The 16,831-nt window shown below is 63.3% G+C and carries 13 protein-coding genes, 2 tRNA genes, 1 rRNA gene and 1 riboswitch (1 of these 17 cut by a window edge); of the genes, 8 read left to right on the top strand and 8 right to left on the bottom strand.

Going from position 1 to position 16,831, the window contains the following annotated elements; genetic code table 11:
- Positions 1-17 precede the first annotated feature (17 nt).
- The gene (locus tag AAFG13_RS21805) at positions 18-866 is read right to left on the bottom strand and encodes a chorismate mutase (RefSeq protein ID WP_212318207.1); all 849 of its coding nucleotides are present in this window, start codon (positions 864-866) and stop codon (positions 18-20) included.
- Between the two features lie 186 nt (positions 867-1,052).
- Positions 1,053-1,132, top strand: a riboswitch (SAM riboswitch).
- 83 nt (positions 1,133-1,215) lie between these two features.
- Between AAFG13_RS21805 and AAFG13_RS21800 the strand changes: the two genes are divergently transcribed.
- Together AAFG13_RS21800 and metW are read left to right on the top strand one after the other, a co-directional pair.
- Positions 1,216-2,421 (top strand): homoserine O-acetyltransferase, encoded by a 1,206-nt coding sequence (locus tag AAFG13_RS21800; protein ID WP_342713294.1) that lies wholly within the window; start codon positions 1,216-1,218, stop codon positions 2,419-2,421.
- Positions 2,418-3,083, top strand: a complete 666-nt coding sequence (gene metW / locus AAFG13_RS21795; RefSeq protein WP_342713293.1) for a methionine biosynthesis protein MetW — start codon at positions 2,418-2,420, stop codon at positions 3,081-3,083. Before AAFG13_RS21800 ends, metW begins: the two co-directional genes overlap by 4 nt.
- Positions 3,084-3,177: 94 nt before the next feature.
- Here metW and AAFG13_RS21790 read toward each other — a convergent pair whose 3' ends face one another.
- On the bottom strand, positions 3,178-4,050 hold the full coding sequence (locus tag AAFG13_RS21790) for an alpha/beta hydrolase (protein WP_342713292.1): 873 nt from the start codon (positions 4,048-4,050) through the stop codon (positions 3,178-3,180).
- Positions 4,051-4,281: 231 nt separating this feature from the next.
- Between AAFG13_RS21790 and AAFG13_RS21785 the strand changes: the two genes are divergently transcribed.
- Positions 4,282-4,944: a TIGR02594 family protein gene (locus AAFG13_RS21785; protein WP_212318199.1), complete on the top strand. Its 663-nt coding sequence runs from the start codon at positions 4,282-4,284 to the stop codon at positions 4,942-4,944.
- An 81-nt stretch (positions 4,945-5,025) separates the two neighbouring features.
- On the opposite strand, the gene AAFG13_RS21780 is transcribed toward AAFG13_RS21785, so the two are convergent.
- The 3 genes from AAFG13_RS21780 to AAFG13_RS21770 all read right to left on the bottom strand — a co-directional run bounded on the left by AAFG13_RS21780 (position 5,026) and on the right by AAFG13_RS21770 (position 7,447).
- Positions 5,026-5,958, bottom strand: a complete 933-nt coding sequence (locus AAFG13_RS21780; protein ID WP_342713291.1) for a YARHG domain-containing protein — start codon at positions 5,956-5,958, stop codon at positions 5,026-5,028.
- A gap of 134 nt (positions 5,959-6,092) precedes the next feature.
- Positions 6,093-6,875: an MOSC domain-containing protein gene (locus AAFG13_RS21775; RefSeq protein ID WP_342713290.1), complete on the bottom strand. Its 783-nt coding sequence runs from the start codon at positions 6,873-6,875 to the stop codon at positions 6,093-6,095.
- 56 nt (positions 6,876-6,931) lie between these two features.
- The gene (locus AAFG13_RS21770; protein WP_342713289.1) at positions 6,932-7,447 is read right to left on the bottom strand and encodes an N-acetyltransferase family protein; all 516 of its coding nucleotides are present in this window, start codon (positions 7,445-7,447) and stop codon (positions 6,932-6,934) included.
- A 57-nt stretch (positions 7,448-7,504) separates the two neighbouring features.
- On the opposite strand from AAFG13_RS21770, the gene AAFG13_RS21765 reads away from it, so the two are divergent.
- Positions 7,505-8,068: an XRE family transcriptional regulator gene (locus AAFG13_RS21765; protein ID WP_342713288.1), complete on the top strand. Its 564-nt coding sequence runs from the start codon at positions 7,505-7,507 to the stop codon at positions 8,066-8,068.
- 192 nt (positions 8,069-8,260) lie between these two features.
- Positions 8,261-10,912: an ATP-dependent chaperone ClpB gene (gene clpB, locus AAFG13_RS21760; protein ID WP_342713287.1), complete on the top strand. Its 2,652-nt coding sequence runs from the start codon at positions 8,261-8,263 to the stop codon at positions 10,910-10,912.
- 52 nt (positions 10,913-10,964) lie between these two features.
- Here clpB and AAFG13_RS21755 read toward each other — a convergent pair whose 3' ends face one another.
- The 3 genes from AAFG13_RS21755 to AAFG13_RS21745 all read right to left on the bottom strand — a co-directional run bounded on the left by AAFG13_RS21755 (position 10,965) and on the right by AAFG13_RS21745 (position 13,936).
- Entirely contained in the window at positions 10,965-11,231 is a 267-nt protein-coding gene (locus tag AAFG13_RS21755; RefSeq protein WP_212318187.1) for a hypothetical protein, read from the bottom strand.
- Positions 11,232-11,326: 95 nt separating this feature from the next.
- Complete coding sequence (locus AAFG13_RS21750; protein ID WP_342713286.1) at positions 11,327-11,689, bottom strand: SPW repeat protein; 363 nt, start codon at positions 11,687-11,689, stop codon at positions 11,327-11,329.
- Between the two features lie 183 nt (positions 11,690-11,872).
- Positions 11,873-13,936, bottom strand: a complete 2,064-nt coding sequence (locus AAFG13_RS21745; protein ID WP_212318184.1) for a M23 family metallopeptidase — start codon at positions 13,934-13,936, stop codon at positions 11,873-11,875.
- A gap of 1,027 nt (positions 13,937-14,963) precedes the next feature.
- On the opposite strand from AAFG13_RS21745, the gene AAFG13_RS21740 reads away from it, so the two are divergent.
- The 3 genes from AAFG13_RS21740 to AAFG13_RS21730 form a co-directional block, all read left to right on the top strand.
- Positions 14,964-16,454: ribosomal RNA gene (locus AAFG13_RS21740) — 16S ribosomal RNA — on the top strand.
- A 209-nt stretch (positions 16,455-16,663) separates the two neighbouring features.
- A tRNA-Ile gene (locus AAFG13_RS21735) sits at positions 16,664-16,740 on the top strand.
- A 35-nt stretch (positions 16,741-16,775) separates the two neighbouring features.
- A tRNA-Ala gene (locus AAFG13_RS21730) sits at positions 16,776-16,831 on the top strand; it runs 20 nt beyond the window's last position.

Raw genomic sequence — 16,831 nt, 5'->3', positions numbered from 1 at the left:
TCCGGATATACAGACGGCTAGCTCTTGGCCGATCCGTTAGAGGGCACCGTATAGCGCGTTGCGTGGCTGCCGACGAGGGCCGAAGAGCGCACCGAGGCGCCGGCCTCGATCAAGGCGAGCTTGATCTTCTCGAAATCGTGCCCGGTGACCGAGACCAGCAAGGCCGCGCCGTCGAACGCGGTGTCGGGGACCGCGACGATCTCGGCGAGCGGGGCCAGCGCGCGGGCGACATCGGCGTTCCAGCCGGAGACACGCACGCTCCAGATCTGCACCTCCGTGACCATAGCGTCGTCGGCGACCCGCGAGATCAGGAACACCGGCAGCGCGGCGGGATGGTCGGCGCGTTCGAGGAACGGCAGCCGCGCGATGATCTTCGGCGCGCCATCGGCCTCGAGCGCATTCCACCACGGTGTGCGGCTCGCGATCGCGGAGACCAGCGCGAGGTCGCCCTTCGATTTCGCCGCCGCCTCGACCGCGGCCTGGGCGCTGAAATGCGACACGTAAGGCACCACGAAGCCGAAGTGAAACCGCGCCGAGTCGCGCATCGCGGACTCGCCGACCGAGACATCGGCATGCACCGCGAACGGCGCCTGCACATAGGTGAAGGTCGAGATGATGACGCGCCAGATGCTCTCGATGGTGTCGAGCGGCAGGATGCCGCGATGGCGCCGCACCAGCTCGCGCATCATGCTGGCCTCGCGCGCCGGGCGGAACGCCGAGCCGACCTCCTGGGTCTTCTTGACCTGGATCAGGCGGTCGATGATGTCGCCGCGCGCCATCAGCAGGCGGTGAACCTGCTCGTCGATCGCATCGATCTCCTTGCGCAGCTCCTGCAGCGAGGGCGGCGACGGGGGTGGGTTGGACATGCTCTCAAACCTTGTCGTCCGGGCGGCCCGATGCCGTGCCAGACAGGGTCCCTGATTAGGAAAGACGGCCAGCGAAAGCAAAGAGAAACGTCGCAGGCGTGCCTTGCGCATTCGGTTAACCATCGGCGCCCGGCAAGGGGAGGTTCACTGGCCGCCTTGACGACGGGGGGCCTGAGGACTAGGTTCGCGTTACTCCGTGGTCATTTGAGCCGGCCGGCTTGCAGCCACGTTAAACAACTCGCTAAACAGGCCGGGGACAGATCAGCTCCCGGCCGAACCTTGTTCAGGCCGGGTTTTTTATGGCCTGATTTCTGTTCGAGCCCTCCCACGCGGAGGCAGGGTCGCCTAGATGAGCAACGTGCGTCCGATACCGAGCCCGCCGATGTCCAGCGATGATCGCGCCCATGAGGCGGATCATCCGTCGTCATTGGTGGCGAAGTTCGGCATGGATCAGCCGCTGAAGCTGGATTGCGGCGTCGATCTCGCGCCGTTCCAGATCGCCTATCAGACCTATGGCCAGCTCAATGCTGACAGGTCCAACGCAATCCTGATCTGCCACGCGCTGACCGGCGATCAGCACGTCAACAACACCCATCCCGTCACCGGCAAGCCCGGCTGGTGGGACACCATGGTCGGCGCCGGCAAGCCGATCGATCCCGAACAATACTTCATCATCTGCTCCAACGTGATCGGCGGCTGCATGGGCTCGACCGGGCCGGCGTCGCTGAACCCTGCGACCGGCAAGGTGTGGGGGCTCGATTTCCCGATCATCACGATCCCCGACATGGTGCGCGCGCAGGCGATGCTGATCGATCGCCTCGGCATTGCGACGCTGTTCTGCGTGGTCGGCGGCTCGATGGGCGGCATGCAGGTGCTGCAATGGACCGCGGCCTATCCCGAGCGCGTGTTCTCGACGCTCGCGATCGCCTGCTCGACGCGCCACTCGGCGCAGAACATCGCGTTCCACGAGCTCGGCCGTCAGGCGGTGATGGCCGATCCGGACTGGCGCGGTGGCCGCTATGTCGACGAGGACACCCATCCGCATCGTGGACTGGCGGTGGCGCGGATGGCGGCGCACATCACCTATCTCTCGGACGCCGCGCTGCACCGCAAGTTCGGACGGCGGATGCAGGATCGCGAGCTGCCGACCTTCTCGTTCGATGCGGATTTCCAGGTCGAGAGCTATCTGCGCTACCAGGGCTCGTCCTTTGTCGAGCGCTTCGACGCCAACAGCTATCTGTACCTCACGCGCGCGATGGACTATTTCGACATCGCTGCCGACCATAATGGTGTGCTCGCAAAGGCGTTCACCGGCATCAAGACGCGGTTCTGCGTGGTTTCGTTCACCAGCGACTGGCTGTTTCCGACCTCGGAATCGCGCGCGCTGGTGCATGCGCTGAACGCGTCGAGCGCACGGGTGTCGTTCGCCGAGATCGAGACCGATCGCGGCCATGACGCATTCCTGCTCGACGTGCCGGAATTCCTCGAAATTTCCCGTGCCTTCCTGCAGGCCGCGGGCAAGGCGCGCCGACTGAAGGACGACGGCCAGTCATGAGCATGCAGCAAACCTTGCCCTTGCCGGGCGTCGCGCCGGAGCGGACCGGCGGCTATCGTACCGATCATCTGCTGGTCGCCGACATGGTGCGGCCGGGTTCGCGCGTGCTCGACGTCGGCTGCGGCGACGGCGAATTGCTGCAGCTGCTGGAGAGCCGCGGCATCGACGGCCGCGGCATCGAGCTGTCGCGCGAGGGCGTCAATGGCTGCGTTGCCAAGGGCCTCGCGGTGGTGCAGGGCGATGCCGACACCGACCTCGTCAACTATCCCGACGATGCGTTCGACTATGTCATCCTGTCGCAGACCTTGCAGGCGACGCGGCAGCCCAAGGTGGTGCTGGAGAATCTGCTGCGGATCGGCCATCGCGCGATCGTCTCGTTCCCGAATTTCGGGTTCTGGAAGATGCGGCTGCAGCTCCTGATCGGTGGCCACATGCCGCGCACCGAGAATCTGCCCGCGAGCTGGTACGACACCTCGAACATCCATTTCTGTACCATCAAGGACTTCGTGGAGCTCTGCGAGCAGATCAATGTCAAGATGGAGCGCGCGGTGGCGCTCGATCTCTACGGCCGCCCGGTGCCGCTCAACCTGCCCTGGTGGGTGTGGAACATGTTCGGCGAGCAGGGCGTGTTCCTGCTCAGCCGGGGTGAGAAAGGGAAATAGTTGCCGTCATTGCGAGGAGCGATAGCGACGAAGCAATCCATGCTTCCGCGTGTGGGAAGATGGATTGCTTCGCTTCGCTCGCAATGGCGATCGATCACACCGGCGCCGCCACCAGCGACCGCGGATCGCGCACCGGCCAGCGGCCGGCCTCGACTAGTGCGATGAAGCGTTCGACCATCTCGTTGAACAGCGCCGGCTCCTCGAGGTTGAGCACATGGCCGGACTTCGGGAAGAAGGAAAGGCCGGCGGCCGGCAGATGCTGCTTCAGGAACATGCTCGGCGCGATGCAATTGTCGTCCTCGTCGCCGCACAGGATCAGCGCCGGCGTCGCTGCGCGCTTGATGGCCGCGGTCATGGTGTAGATCGAGGGCCTGCCGCCCTGGAAGCTGCGCATCGTGTTGGCTGAGCCCTTGGCGTCGTGGCGCGCGAGCGCGGCGTAGAAATCGGCGTGGCCGCGCGGGTCCTTGACCAGGAACGGAATCCGGCTCGGTGCCTCGCGGGTCACCTTGGCGACTTCGGCGGAGCCGATGGACTCGAGCTGCTCGGCATTGGCGCGGCACTGCGCGCGGAAGGCAGCGAGATTCTCGAGGCTGGAGCCCGAGCCGACCGCGGCCAGCGTCATCGACAGCGCACGCTCCGGTGCGTTGAGCGCGACCTGCAGCGACGAATAGGAGCCCATCGAGAGGCCGATGAAATGGGCCTTCGCGATGCCGAGATGGTCGAGCACCGCGAGCGCGTCGGTGTAGAAATGCGCGTAGGTGTAGACGTCGGCGCTCGGCGGCACGTCCGACGGCGTGTAGCCGCGCGCGGAATAGGCGATGCAGCGGTGACCGCGCGAGAAGTAGCGCATCTGCGGTTCCCAGTTGGTGTGGTCAGCTGCGAACTCGTGCAGGAAGATGATCGGGGTCCCACTGCCTGCCTCTTCGAAATGCAGGCGGACATGATCTTTCGTGATGGCATGGGGCATTGAAATTCTCCTCTCGTTGGCCGCCCCCAGATTTGCAATTAATTTCCGCGGCTGCAATGCGGCAGTTCTGGCTATTTTCGTCATGGAATTTGCGCGGAATGACCCCGAAATCGTTTTCGCAACGCCGCATGAAATCTTCCTCTCGCCACATCCCGATCTTCAAAACCACCACCGCATTCCCTTGGGAATGCGACGGGGAGTTGGGGGGCGTTTCAGAGGGTCTCGTGAAGTATGGTTCAGTTGCTTGCGTATCGCCGGTCGCTTCGAGTTTTGGCGCTGGCTCTGTGTTCGCTCACGCTCGCCGTGATCTCCGCCGTTCCGGCGTCCGCCCGTCCGCACCATTCGCGTCACGCGCATTCGGCTCATGCCGGCCATCACACGCGGCATTCCGCTCATCATCACTACCGGCACACAGCGCGGCTGTCGCGTGCCGAGCGTCGCGCCCAGATGCAGGCGGGCGGCTTTGGCGAGGCCAATGCAGCCGTGTTACCGGGCAGCGCTGAGGCCGCGTCCAACTCCGACGTGAGCGCGACAGGTGGCTTCGGCTCATCCGGCATCGTCGACACGGCGCGCCGCTATCTCGGCGGCAATCCGACCGGCCGCTCCAGCCTGTGGTGCGCGCGCTTCATGAACATGGTGCTGCAGCAGACCGGCCATCGCGGCACCGGCTCCGACATGGCGAGCTCGTTCGCCAAATACGGCCAGCGCGTCTCCGGGCCGCAGGTCGGCGCCATCGCCGTGATGGGCCGCCGTGGCGGCGGTCATGTCGGGATCATCACCGGCGTCGATGCCAAGGGCAATCCGATCATGATCTCGGGCAACAGCAGCCACCGCGTCCGCGAGGTGCCGGTCTCGCGCGGCCGGATCTACGCCTATGTGATGCCGACGAATTGATCAGGGACTGGCCACCTCTCCCCTGAGAATGGGGGAGGTGGTCATACGCGGTGCGAGATCAACCGATACTGCCGGCTGGCCTCACTTCTCGTGCTCCTTCGCCTCGATCGTGTCGACGTTGGTCGTCTCGAGGTTGCTCAGGGGGACTTCGACCGCAGCGGGTTGATACCAGGCGAATTGCGAGAAGTAGTTCGCGAGCACCTGATCCTTGAAGAACCGGCCATGCCGCGCGAAAATCTCGTTTCGTGCGATCCGCAGCTCGATCGCCGACATGTCCTTGAGATCGGCCTCACTCAGAAATCGTCGATCGGAATCAGGAAAGAGAAAGCCGTCATGCGCCTTGGCGCGCTGCGTGACGGAGGCCGGAACGGCGGGCGGCGTCGCGCGTCCGACGGTGGTCTGATCGTCCTGCCCGCCTGACTTCGCCACGGTATGTTCGAACGCGGGCCCGACGGTCCAGACGGCCAGCGTCAATGCCGCGGCGGCGAGGCCTGCGCCGTACTTCCAGTAGCGCTTGATCGGCGAAACTTCACGCAGCGGCGATCGCCCGGCCTCACTCAGGACCTCGTTGATCGTATCGATCAGGCGGGTCATGTGCACGCGAAAATCCTGACCCGAGTCGACCCGGGCGGCGTTGCAGAAGTGCAGGAAGCGAAGCGATTCCGGCAGCTCGGCGGCCTCCGGCATGGTTGCGCCGTTCACCAGCAGCGGCAGCAGCGTCTTGTTGTGCTTCAGCGCCGTTTCGATCTCGAAGCGCACGGAATCTGCGGGATCCTCCAGACGCGCAGGTTTCCCATCGTCGGTCTTGCCGATCCAATGCGGACCGATCACCGCGATGACGATGTCGCAGGCGACGATGGCCTTGGCGATCCGGTCGACGAAGTTGGCGCCGGTGCGAATGCTGTTGACGTCGAAGAAGACGGATTTCTCACCGTACTTCTCGATCAGATGGTCGGCGATGCGGCCCGCTGTGTCCTGATCGACCCGCCGGTACGAAACCATGATCATGCTCATGGCAACCCCGTACAATCAATTTCGACAAATTTGCTGCAATTCAAAATGTCGAGTGAAGTCTATTGCACGCAACCGAACATTGCAATGCGATGCACGTTTATGCCGTCTTCAAGGAATACGGAACCTGGCGTGACCTAGTGCGGTTCCGCGGCAATCGTGTCGCCGACGGCCGCGCCGCCGTCGCTGATGATCTCGGCGTAGATGCCGCATTCGTTGTTGCCGAAGCGCTGCATCAGCGTGTTCGGGACCGAGAGGTCGCGCGCGCCGGTATCGGGATCGACATTGACCGCTGCACAACGTGTGATCCGCTTCACAACTTTTGCCCGTGCGCTGCCGATCGCAATGGTCTGGTCGAGCAGCCTGGCCTCATGCCAGGCCGGCCAGCCCTCGACATAGAGGTTGGCGCGGAAGCGCAGCGGATGGACCGGCGCCTGCACCATCTCCTCGATCGCCCGCAGGCTCGCCAGATTGATGATCGAGACCACCTTGCGCGGCACGTCGGAAAAACTGTGCCCGGGGCTCACCAGCACCTTGGGCGGTCCCTTGATCTGGCCGGCGTGACGATCGGCGAAATAGCGCTCGATCGCCGCGCGCCCTGCTTCCGTTTCGAGATCGCCCTGCGCCACCATCGCGCCGTCCCGGCGCAAGGTCAGCACGTGGCTGTCGTCGTCGAAATGGGCACGCAGCGGCGCCAGCCACTCGTCCCGTTGCAGCATCAGGAAATGCGGCTTCGCCAGCCACTTCGGCGCCGCGGGATCGAAACCGCTCGGGCCGTTCTCGATCGCGTAGCGGCGATCGGAGCGGAGCGTCTCGCCGACCTTGAGCTCGGCGCGGGGCAGGGGCTCGGGCGTCAGACCCTTGACGGGATAGCGGTAGATGCCGGTGATCCGGGCGGAAGAGGTGTGCGTGCTGTCCATGCGTCCGCTCTAGCCTGTTTGGCGCGCGAGGAGAACCGCCGCCGATGCGAAGGCAGCTAGTCGGGCCGCGCCGCGCCTGCGGCATCCAGCACGCGCTGCATGAAGACGAGGTCGAGCCAGCGGCCGAACTTGCGTCCGACCTCCGGCATCCGCGCGACCTCGACAAAGCCGGCCTGCGCGTGCAGCCGCAGCGAGGCGGGATTGCCGCCGTCGATGCCGGCGATCATGACGTGCTTGCCCAGCGCCGTCGCGGCGGCCACGAGCGCGTCGACGATGACGCGGCCAAGGCCGCGGCCGCGATGATCGGCGTGGATATAGACGCTGTGCTCGACGCTGTAGCGGTAACCCGGGAAGGCCCGGAAATCGCCGAACGTGCCGTACCCGAGCACCACCGGCCCTTCGGCCGCGACCAGCACCGGGTAGCCCAGTGCCAGCCGGGCCTTCATCCAGGCCAGCCGCTCGGCGTCGGAATCCTGCTTCTCGGTCCAGATCGCGTTCGAGTTGGCGACCGCCTCGTTGAAGATCGCGGTGATCGCAGGAATATCCTGCTCGGTGGCGGGGCGGATCATCATTGGTCGTTCCTCGATAAACCTCTTGAACGGACCCTATCGTCTACTATATAAGACGTCATGTCAATTATAGAAGACGGGTCTGATGAGGCTCTCGGGCGGCGGGTTCGCGCTGAACGGGAGGGCCGCGGCTGGTCGCTGGCGGAACTCGCCGGGCGGGCCGGCGTGTCCAAGGCCATGCTGAGCAAGATCGAGCGGGCGGAGGCCAGCCCGACGGCGGCGACGCTGTCGCGGATTGCCACGGCCTATGGCCTGACCATGGCCGCACTTTTTGAGGTTGCCTCACACAGTTCCCGCCTGCAGCGGGCCAAGGATCAGCCGGTGTGGCGCGATCCGAAGGCGGCCTATCTGCGGCGGCAGGTGTTTCTGCATCCGGCCAATCCGCTGGAGCTGGTGGAGGTCGAGCTGCCTGCCGGGCAGGAAGCCGGTTTTCCCGCCAGCGCCTATCACCTGATCCGTCAGGTGGTCTGGGTCATCAGCGGCCGCCTCACCTTGATGGAAGGGGCGGAGCGCCATGAGCTCGCTGCGGGTGACCGCGTCGAGCTCGGGCCGCCATCGGACATCGTCTTCCGTAACGAAACTGCTCAGCCCTGCCGCTACCTTGTCGCCATCGTGCGGCGCTGAGCTCCATCGGGTGAAATCGCAGACCGTGGCTCTTCCGTTTCGGAACCAAGTGCCCACATCTGCGGCAAGCCTGAAAAATGATGGCGACGACCAGAGGCTGGTTGAGGAACGTCAACGCGGCCCGCGGAAAACCCAATGAAGATGCCGTTGTCATGCCTGAATGGGTGACGATGGCAGGCCGAGGGAAAACGAATGAACATTGAGAAGTACACCGAGCGCTCGCGCGGATTCATCCAGTCTGCCCAATCGCTCGCCATGCGCGACGGTCACCAGCAGTTCTCGCCCTTGCATCTGTTGAAGGTGCTGCTGGACGACAATGAGGGGCTCGCCGGCGGTCTGATCGACCGTGCGGGCGGCAATTCCAGAGCGATCCTGAAAGCGACCGAAGAGGCGCTGAACAAGCTGCCGAAGGTTTCGGGCAATGGTGCCGGACAGGTTTACCTGTCGCCGGAGCTGGCGCGCGCCTTCGACGCGGCGGAAAAGGCCGCCGACAAGACCGGCGACAGTTATGTCACCGTCGAGCGGCTGCTGCTCGGGCTCACGCTCGAGAAAGGCAGCGAGGCGGCCTCCATCCTGAGCAAGGGCGGCGTCACGGCGCAGAACCTGAATGCGGCGATCGAAGCGCTGCGCAAGGGCCGCACCGCTGACAGCGCGACCGCCGAGAACGCCTACGACGCGCTGAAGAAATATGCCCGCGACCTGACTCAGGCCGCGCGGGACGGCAAGCTCGACCCGGTGATCGGCCGCGACGAGGAGATCCGCCGCACCATCCAGGTGCTGTCGCGGCGGACGAAGAACAATCCCGTCCTGATCGGTGAGCCCGGTGTCGGCAAGACCGCGATCGTCGAGGGCTTGGCGCTACGCATCCTCAACGGCGACGTGCCGGAGAGCCTGAAGGATAAGAAGCTGCTGTCGCTCGACATGGGCGCCTTGATCGCCGGCGCGAAATATCGCGGCGAGTTCGAGGAGCGGCTGAAGTCCGTCCTGCAGGAGGTCTCGTCCGCCGAGGGCGGCATCATCCTGTTCATCGACGAGATGCACACCCTGATCGGCGCCGGCAAGACCGACGGCGCGATGGACGCGTCCAACCTCCTGAAGCCTGCGCTCGCGCGCGGTGAGCTGCACTGTATCGGTGCGACCACGCTCGACGAGTACCGCAAGCATGTCGAGAAGGATGCCGCGCTGGCCCGCCGGTTCCAGCCGATCTATGTCAGCGAACCGACGGTCGAGGACACCATCTCGATCCTGCGCGGCCTGAAGGACAAGTACGAGCAGCATCACGGCGTACGCATCACCGACTCCGCGTTGGTGGCCGCGACCACGCTGTCGAATCGCTACATCACCGACCGCTTCCTGCCCGACAAGGCCATCGATCTGATGGACGAGGCGGCGGCGCGGCTGAAGATGCAGGTCGATTCCAAGCCTGAAGAGCTCGATTCGCTGGATCGCGACATCATCCGGCTGAAGATCGAGCAGGAGGCGCTGAAGAAGGAGAACGATGCCGGCTCGAAGAGCCGCTTGCAGACCCTGGAGAAGGAGCTCGCCGGGCTCGAGGAGAGATCGGCGGCGCTGACGGCGCGCTGGAGCGCGGAGAAGAACAAGCTCTCCAACGCCCAGAAGCTGAAGAGCGAACTCGATGCGCTCCGCGTCGAGCTTGCCAATGCGCAACGTCGCGGCGAATTCCAGAAGGCGGGCGAGCTGGCCTATGGCCGGATCCCCGAGCTGGAAAGGAAGCTCGCTGATATCGAAGCGCAGGAGAGCAGCAAGCCGAACGGCGGCGAGATGATGGAGGAGGCAGTCACCGCTAACCACATCGCGCAGGTCGTCTCGCGCTGGACCGGCGTGCCGGTCGACAAGATGCTCGAGGGCGAAAAGGACAAGCTCCTGAAAATGGAGGACGCACTTGCCAAGCGCGTCGTCGGCCAGGCCGAAGCGGTGCGTGCGGTGGCAACCGCGGTGCGCCGTGCCCGTGCGGGCCTGCAGGATCCGAACCGGCCGACCGGCTCGTTCATGTTCTTGGGTCCCACCGGCGTCGGCAAGACCGAGCTGACCAAGGCGCTCGCCGCTGACCTGTTCAACGACGAGACCGCGATGGTTCGCCTCGACATGTCCGAATACATGGAGAAGCACTCGGTCTCGCGGCTGATCGGCGCGCCTCCCGGCTATGTCGGCTACGACGAGGGTGGTGCACTGACCGAAGCCGTGCGGCGCCGGCCCTACCAGGTCGTGTTGTTCGACGAGATCGAGAAGGCGCATCCCGACGTCTTCAACGTGTTGTTGCAGGTGCTCGATGACGGCCGCCTGACCGATGGTCAGGGCCGCACCGTCGACTTCCGCAACACGCTGATCATCATGACCTCGAACCTCGGTTCGGAATTCCTGGTGAATCAGCCGGAAGGCGAGGACACCGCGGCGGTCCGCGATCAGGTGATGGGCGTCGTGCGGGCGCATTTCAGGCCGGAATTCCTGAACCGCATCGACGAGATCATCCTGTTCCACCGGCTGCAGCGGAACGAGATGGGCCGCATCGTCGAGATCCAGTTCGCGCGGCTGACCAAGCTGCTCGAGGATCGCAAGATCGAGCTCACGCTCGACGCGAAGGCGCGGAACTGGCTCGCGGAAAAGGGCTGGGATCCGGCTTACGGCGCCCGCCCGCTGAAGCGGGTGATCCAGCGCAGCGTGCAGGACCCGCTGGCCGAGATGATCCTCGCCGGCGAGGTCAAGGACGGCGATCGCGTGGTGATTTCGGAGAAGGGCAACGTGCTGACCTTCAACGGTCAGGTGCCCAACACCGCCGAGATCGTGCAGTTCGATGCCCCGGTCTCGAAGCGCAAGCTGAACTGATGCGCATGCAAAAGCCCTCCCCGCGGTCGCGGGGAGGGCTTCGTTGTCCAGGCTAGTCCTGCGGGACGATCGGTGGACCGAGCTGACCGGGCTCGTCGTCATCGGCGGGTTCGAGTTCGGACAGGATATCGACCAGCTCGCGGGTGCGGCCTGTGGCCAGCGGCCTGCCGGCGTTCATCAGCGGCTCGTCATTGGCAAGCCAGGCCTGGGCTTCGGCAAGCTCGGTGATCGTGGCGCCGGATGCGATGATCCTGGCGATGGTGACATCGTCGGCGTGGCCGACGGCCTTCAGCACATCGTCGCGGGTGAGCTGGGTCATGGCGCAAATCCTTGTGCATATCTTCGTTGAGCACGACCAAACCCCCGCCCGCCGGCGATCCGCGCCAGCGGGTAGGGATGCATCGTTTCAAGGCCTCAGCTGTGTGTTGTGAGCCGAGGCGGATGCTGGGACATCGCCCAGAGTTCGATCGCGGCAAGGACCGCGACGGCGACGCCGATCACCACGTGCACGGTCGTCGCGGTGGTCATTGCCTGGAACCCGAGGACCCAGGGCGAGACCATCGCCCAAAGCCCGACGATGAGGTTCAGCCACTCCTCCCAGACCGCGAATGCCGCGAGCGCGGCGATCGCAAGGATCGCCATCACGAGGCCGACGATGTGGGCGTTGGTGGAAACCATTCCGGCGTCGAACTTGAACAGCCACGGCGAGAGGAAGAGAATCGTGCCGAGGATCAGGTTTGCGACGTCGCACAACTTTGCGTTCGTCCAGTTCTCCATGACACCCTCCATTGGAGGTTTTACTGCTGAATCAACTGGATGATCGCCGTTCAGGTTCCCATCTCACGGCGCGAAATTTGCTGAAACTGGCGGCGTCATGGCCTGCAAACGGCATCGCATCTGATCTACGCCTGCAGCGTTTCCTGGGATCTGCGCGGCCGGACGGGCCGGCCTTTTGCATCATCAGCGGTTGCTGATGGACCGCGTCATCGGCGCGCTGCCGGTGGCATCCGAAACGATGCGCGAGCTGCCGCGGCTGGACATCTGGGCTTCGATCCGGTCGCGCTCCTTCTCGAAGCCCGCCAGCATCGGGCCTTCGAGTGACCGGCCGCGCGGCAGCTTCACGCGCATCGGGTCGACGAATCGACCGTTGACCAGGATTTCGTAGTGGACGTGCGGGCCGGTCGACTGGCCGGTCGAGCCGACAAAGCCGATCACCTGGCCCTGCCGCACCTTCTTGCCGATCTCCATGCCCTTGGCGAAGGCCGACATATGGCCGTAGGCCGTCTCGTAGCCATTGGAGTGCTTGATGCGGATATATTTGCCGTAACCGCCCTCGTACCCGACCTTCTCGAGCATGCCGTTGCCGGAGGCGAAGATCGGCGTGCCGTAGGCGGTGGCCCAGTCGACGCCGGTGTGCATCTTCACGTAGCCGAGGATCGGATGGCGGCGGCCGCCGAAGCCCGAACGCATGATCGCGTTGTTGACCGGCTTGCGGACCAGGAACTTCTTCGCGCTCTTGCCGGTCTCGTCATAGTAGTCGACGACGCCGTCGTCGGAGCTCTGGAAGCGGTAGTATTTCTTGGTTTCGCCGCCGACAGTCAGCGCGGCGTAGAGCACTTCGGTCTTTTCGGTGCTGGTGACGCCCTCGTCCTCGCCGGCATAGAACACGTCGAACGAGTCGCCGGGTTGGACCTTGCGCTGGAAATCGACGTCATAGGAGTAGATCTTGACCATGTCGTCGATGACGGTCGGCGGCACCTTGTTGCGCAGGGCGGTCTCGTAAATGCTCTGATAGAGCCGCACGCCGCTGCCATCATCCTCTTCATCGTCGCTGGAATTGTCGGCGGTATCGGTCGTGGTGTTCATGCTCTGCACGTCGACGGCAACGTATCTGCCGATATCGGACAGTGCGGCGACGGCTTCGACGACGGAGTCGTTGGCGACGATCACCCGATAGGGTTGCAGCCGGGCGCCCGGTGCTGACGGCGCCATCAGGATTCGCACCTTCTGGCCTTCCTTCAGGCCGCCGTCGCGGCCGCGCGGGCCGAGCGTTGCCGCAATCGCCTTGGCCTCGTCGGGCGTTGCGCCCTGATCGCGCAGGATCGAGGTGATGCTGTCGCCCTTCTTGACGAGGTGAACCCGTTCACCGACCGGATTGCCGCCGGTGACCTGCTCCTTGGTCTTCGGCAGCAGGGTGACGTTCTCCGGCACCACGCGGGTCTCGAAGCCTGCATAGGGGTCGGAGGTGTTGCCCTCGGTGGCGTAGGCCATCCTGATATCGGGGCCGGCGCCGGTGGCATCGGCCGCGGCATTGGCGAGTGACGCGTAGCGCACCGAACCGCCGGAGCCGCGCCAGTTGGCGGCGTCGCGGACCCGCATCAGCACGTCGTCGAGTGCGACAACGGCGGCGAGCTTGGCCTTCGGCAGCACGGATCCGAGATCCTTGGTGACGAACGAGACCTCGGCGTCGGGCTCGGCGGCGTCGGCCGCATTCGGATCCTCGGCCGCCGCCGGCGTGTCGGAGCCGACGTCGGTTAACAGACGCTGCGCGTTGAACGCTGGAATCTTGGACGACAGATCGCTCGTGGTCATCGAGAGATTGCCGGAAATCCGGATGAAGGGCCGCACCCGCATCACGTCGCGATTGCCGACGCGGGTCACGGTCGACACGCGCACCAGGCTGCGGGAGGCGGAGGATTCGCTCGGCGGCGGCAGGCGGTCGCCCTTGTGCAGGCTGACGACGCGATCATTGCCGGTGAAGGCGCCGCGCAGCGCGCCTTCGACGCGCTCCGGCACCTTGGCAAACGTCATCTCGCCATCGAGCGACGCAAAAACGGCGCCGCCGATCAGGGCCGCGCCACATAGTCCAGTCAGAATGGTGCCGCTGAACCATTGTACGGAGACACGGCGGCGATCGATCACCGCAGCCTCGGTGCCGTCGACTGAAAGCGGCGGTTCGTGACCGAGATCGATCATCCCGGTCTCGCGCCCAATGCCGCTTCCGCGTGACGCCCGTTGGCTCAACCCGATATCCCCCCAAAATCCAGCAACTGCGATCGACCTCTGCTCGTCCTCGTCCCCACCTCGATCCCCTGAAGAGGAATCTCGGCAGTGTGGCGAGCCACACGCATCGAAGTCGAGAAGACGAAGGCCATTAGCTAGCCGCACTCTCGAACGTCAACGGTGTGCAGATCTCTCGATGTTGCTCGGCCGCGAAGGGAAGAAGGCGACGGGTTCTTGGAGAAAATCGCCTGGTCCCCCAGAAAAACCACCCGAGCCCCCACAGGTTTCGAGCGGTTCAATGCATGTCATATAGCCAGATCGTCGCAGGATTGTGGCTCAAGTGCGGCATTTGAGATGGAAAAGTTTCCTGAAGCAGGTCCATGCCGCCGCCCGGTCCGGAGCGCCGGGGAATCCGTTCAGGAGGGCTGGGGAACCCGTTCCGGAGGGCCTCACGAGCCCTTCGGCGACAAACTTTTTTTGAAGTTTTTTGCAACGCGGGTTGGGTTGCGAATTTTTACCTCCGACCTAAGCCACAGAAAATACGAGAATTTTTCCGCACTGCACACGCGATTTCGGCGTGCGACGATTTGTTGACAATGGTCGTTGACAATCCCGAGGGGTGGGGACTATAAACCAACCACTGAGCGCGGCGCCGCCGGGTCACTGACCAAGGCGAGCGAACGCGCCACTGATGCTCCTCACTTCGATGAGTGACACAGCAGCCGACATAAATCGGTTGAGGTTCACTGTTCGTCGCTGAAGGGTAGAACCACCCTCTAAGGGTGTGGGGTCATCGGATCCCGGGCTGTTTGACAAGTGAAGATGAAGAAAGAGAAACGTGGACGGCGGAGTCCTTGCGTCTCTCGGAATACTTGAAGGCTTCGGCTTTTGACTTTCTGAGGGTGGACGAAAGACTTCGGCGGTACACGTTTAAAGGTTACACCATCGTTGCCAGCGATGTGAATCGTAGGCAGCTCGCAGACTTCGGTCGGCGAAGAATGGTGGGACCTCGTCAAACGTTGTGATCAGCCGGTTCAAAGTTCAAGTCCAACTTGAGAGTTTGATCCTGGCTCAGAGCGAACGCTGGCGGCAGGCTTAACACATGCAAGTCGAGCGGGCATAGCAATATGTCAGCGGCAGACGGGTGAGTAACGCGTGGGAACGTACCTTTTGGTTCGGAACAACACAGGGAAACTTGTGCTAATACCGGATAAGCCCTTACGGGGAAAGATTTATCGCCGAAAGATCGGCCCGCGTCTGATTAGCTAGTTGGTGAGGTAATGGCTCACCAAGGCGACGATCAGTAGCTGGTCTGAGAGGATGATCAGCCACATTGGGACTGAGACACGGCCCAAACTCCTACGGGAGGCAGCAGTGGGGAATATTGGACAATGGGCGCAAGCCTGATCCAGCCATGCCGCGTGAGTGATGAAGGCCCTAGGGTTGTAAAGCTCTTTTGTGCGGGAAGATAATGACGGTACCGCAAGAATAAGCCCCGGCTAACTTCGTGCCAGCAGCCGCGGTAATACGAAGGGGGCTAGCGTTGCTCGGAATCACTGGGCGTAAAGGGTGCGTAGGCGGGTCTTTAAGTCAGGGGTGAAATCCTGGAGCTCAACTCCAGAACTGCCTTTGATACTGAAGATCTTGAGTTCGGGAGAGGTGAGTGGAACTGCGAGTGTAGAGGTGAAATTCGTAGATATTCGCAAGAACACCAGTGGCGAAGGCGGCTCACTGGCCCGATACTGACGCTGAGGCACGAAAGCGTGGGGAGCAAACAGGATTAGATACCCTGGTAGTCCACGCCGTAAACGATGAATGCCAGCCGTTAGTGGGTTTACTCACTAGTGGCGCAGCTAACGCTTTAAGCATTCCGCCTGGGGAGTACGGTCGCAAGATTAAAACTCAAAGGAATTGACGGGGGCCCGCACAAGCGGTGGAGCATGTGGTTTAATTCGACGCAACGCGCAGAACCTTACCAGCCCTTGACATCCCGGTCGCGGACTCCAGAGACGGAGTTCTTCAGTTCGGCTGGACCGGAGACAGGTGCTGCATGGCTGTCGTCAGCTCGTGTCGTGAGATGTTGGGTTAAGTCCCGCAACGAGCGCAACCCCCGTCCTTAGTTGCTACCATTTAGTTGAGCACTCTAAGGAGACTGCCGGTGATAAGCCGCGAGGAAGGTGGGGATGACGTCAAGTCCTCATGGCCCTTACGGGCTGGGCTACACACGTGCTACAATGGCGGTGACAATGGGATGCTAAGGGGCGACCCTTCGCAAATCTCAAAAAGCCGTCTCAGTTCGGATTGGGCTCTGCAACTCGAGCCCATGAAGTTGGAATCGCTAGTAATCGTGGATCAGCACGCCACGGTGAATACGTTCCCGGGCCTTGTACACACCGCCCGTCACACCATGGGAGTTGGTTTTACCTGAAGACGGTGCGCTAACCCGCAAGGGAGGCAGCCGGCCACGGTAGGGTCAGCGACTGGGGTGAAGTCGTAACAAGGTAGCCGTAGGGGAACCTGCGGCTGGATCACCTCCTTTCTAAGGATGGTTCTTCAGCGAGCTCACGCTCACTATCGAACCGTTTTAGAAACATTCAGGGGCCAACAGTTTCAGGATTGTTGAGCTCCATTGGCGGGATTTCGCCGTCTTCGTTTCTCTTTCTTCGCGGACGAACACGCGCCAGGGCTGAGCGCTGTGCGACGCACCGGCGATAAGTCGGGTGCGCGCCGGCATGTCCCTCGTGTTAGGGGCTTGTAGCTCAGTTGGTTAGAGCGCGCGCTTGATAAGCGTGAGGTCGGAAGTTCAAGTCTTCCCAGGCCCACCATTTTGATCGAGTGCGGAGCATTCGTCTTCTGGTACGGGGCCATAGCTCAGCTGGGAGAGCGCGTGCTTTGCAAGCATGAGGTCGTCGGTTC

Source organism: Bradyrhizobium sp. B124 (assembly GCF_038967635.1).
GTDB lineage: Bacteria > Pseudomonadota > Alphaproteobacteria > Rhizobiales > Xanthobacteraceae > Bradyrhizobium.
The sequence above is the reverse complement of the archived record's forward strand: the minus strand, read 5'-3'. Positions and strand labels throughout refer to the sequence as shown.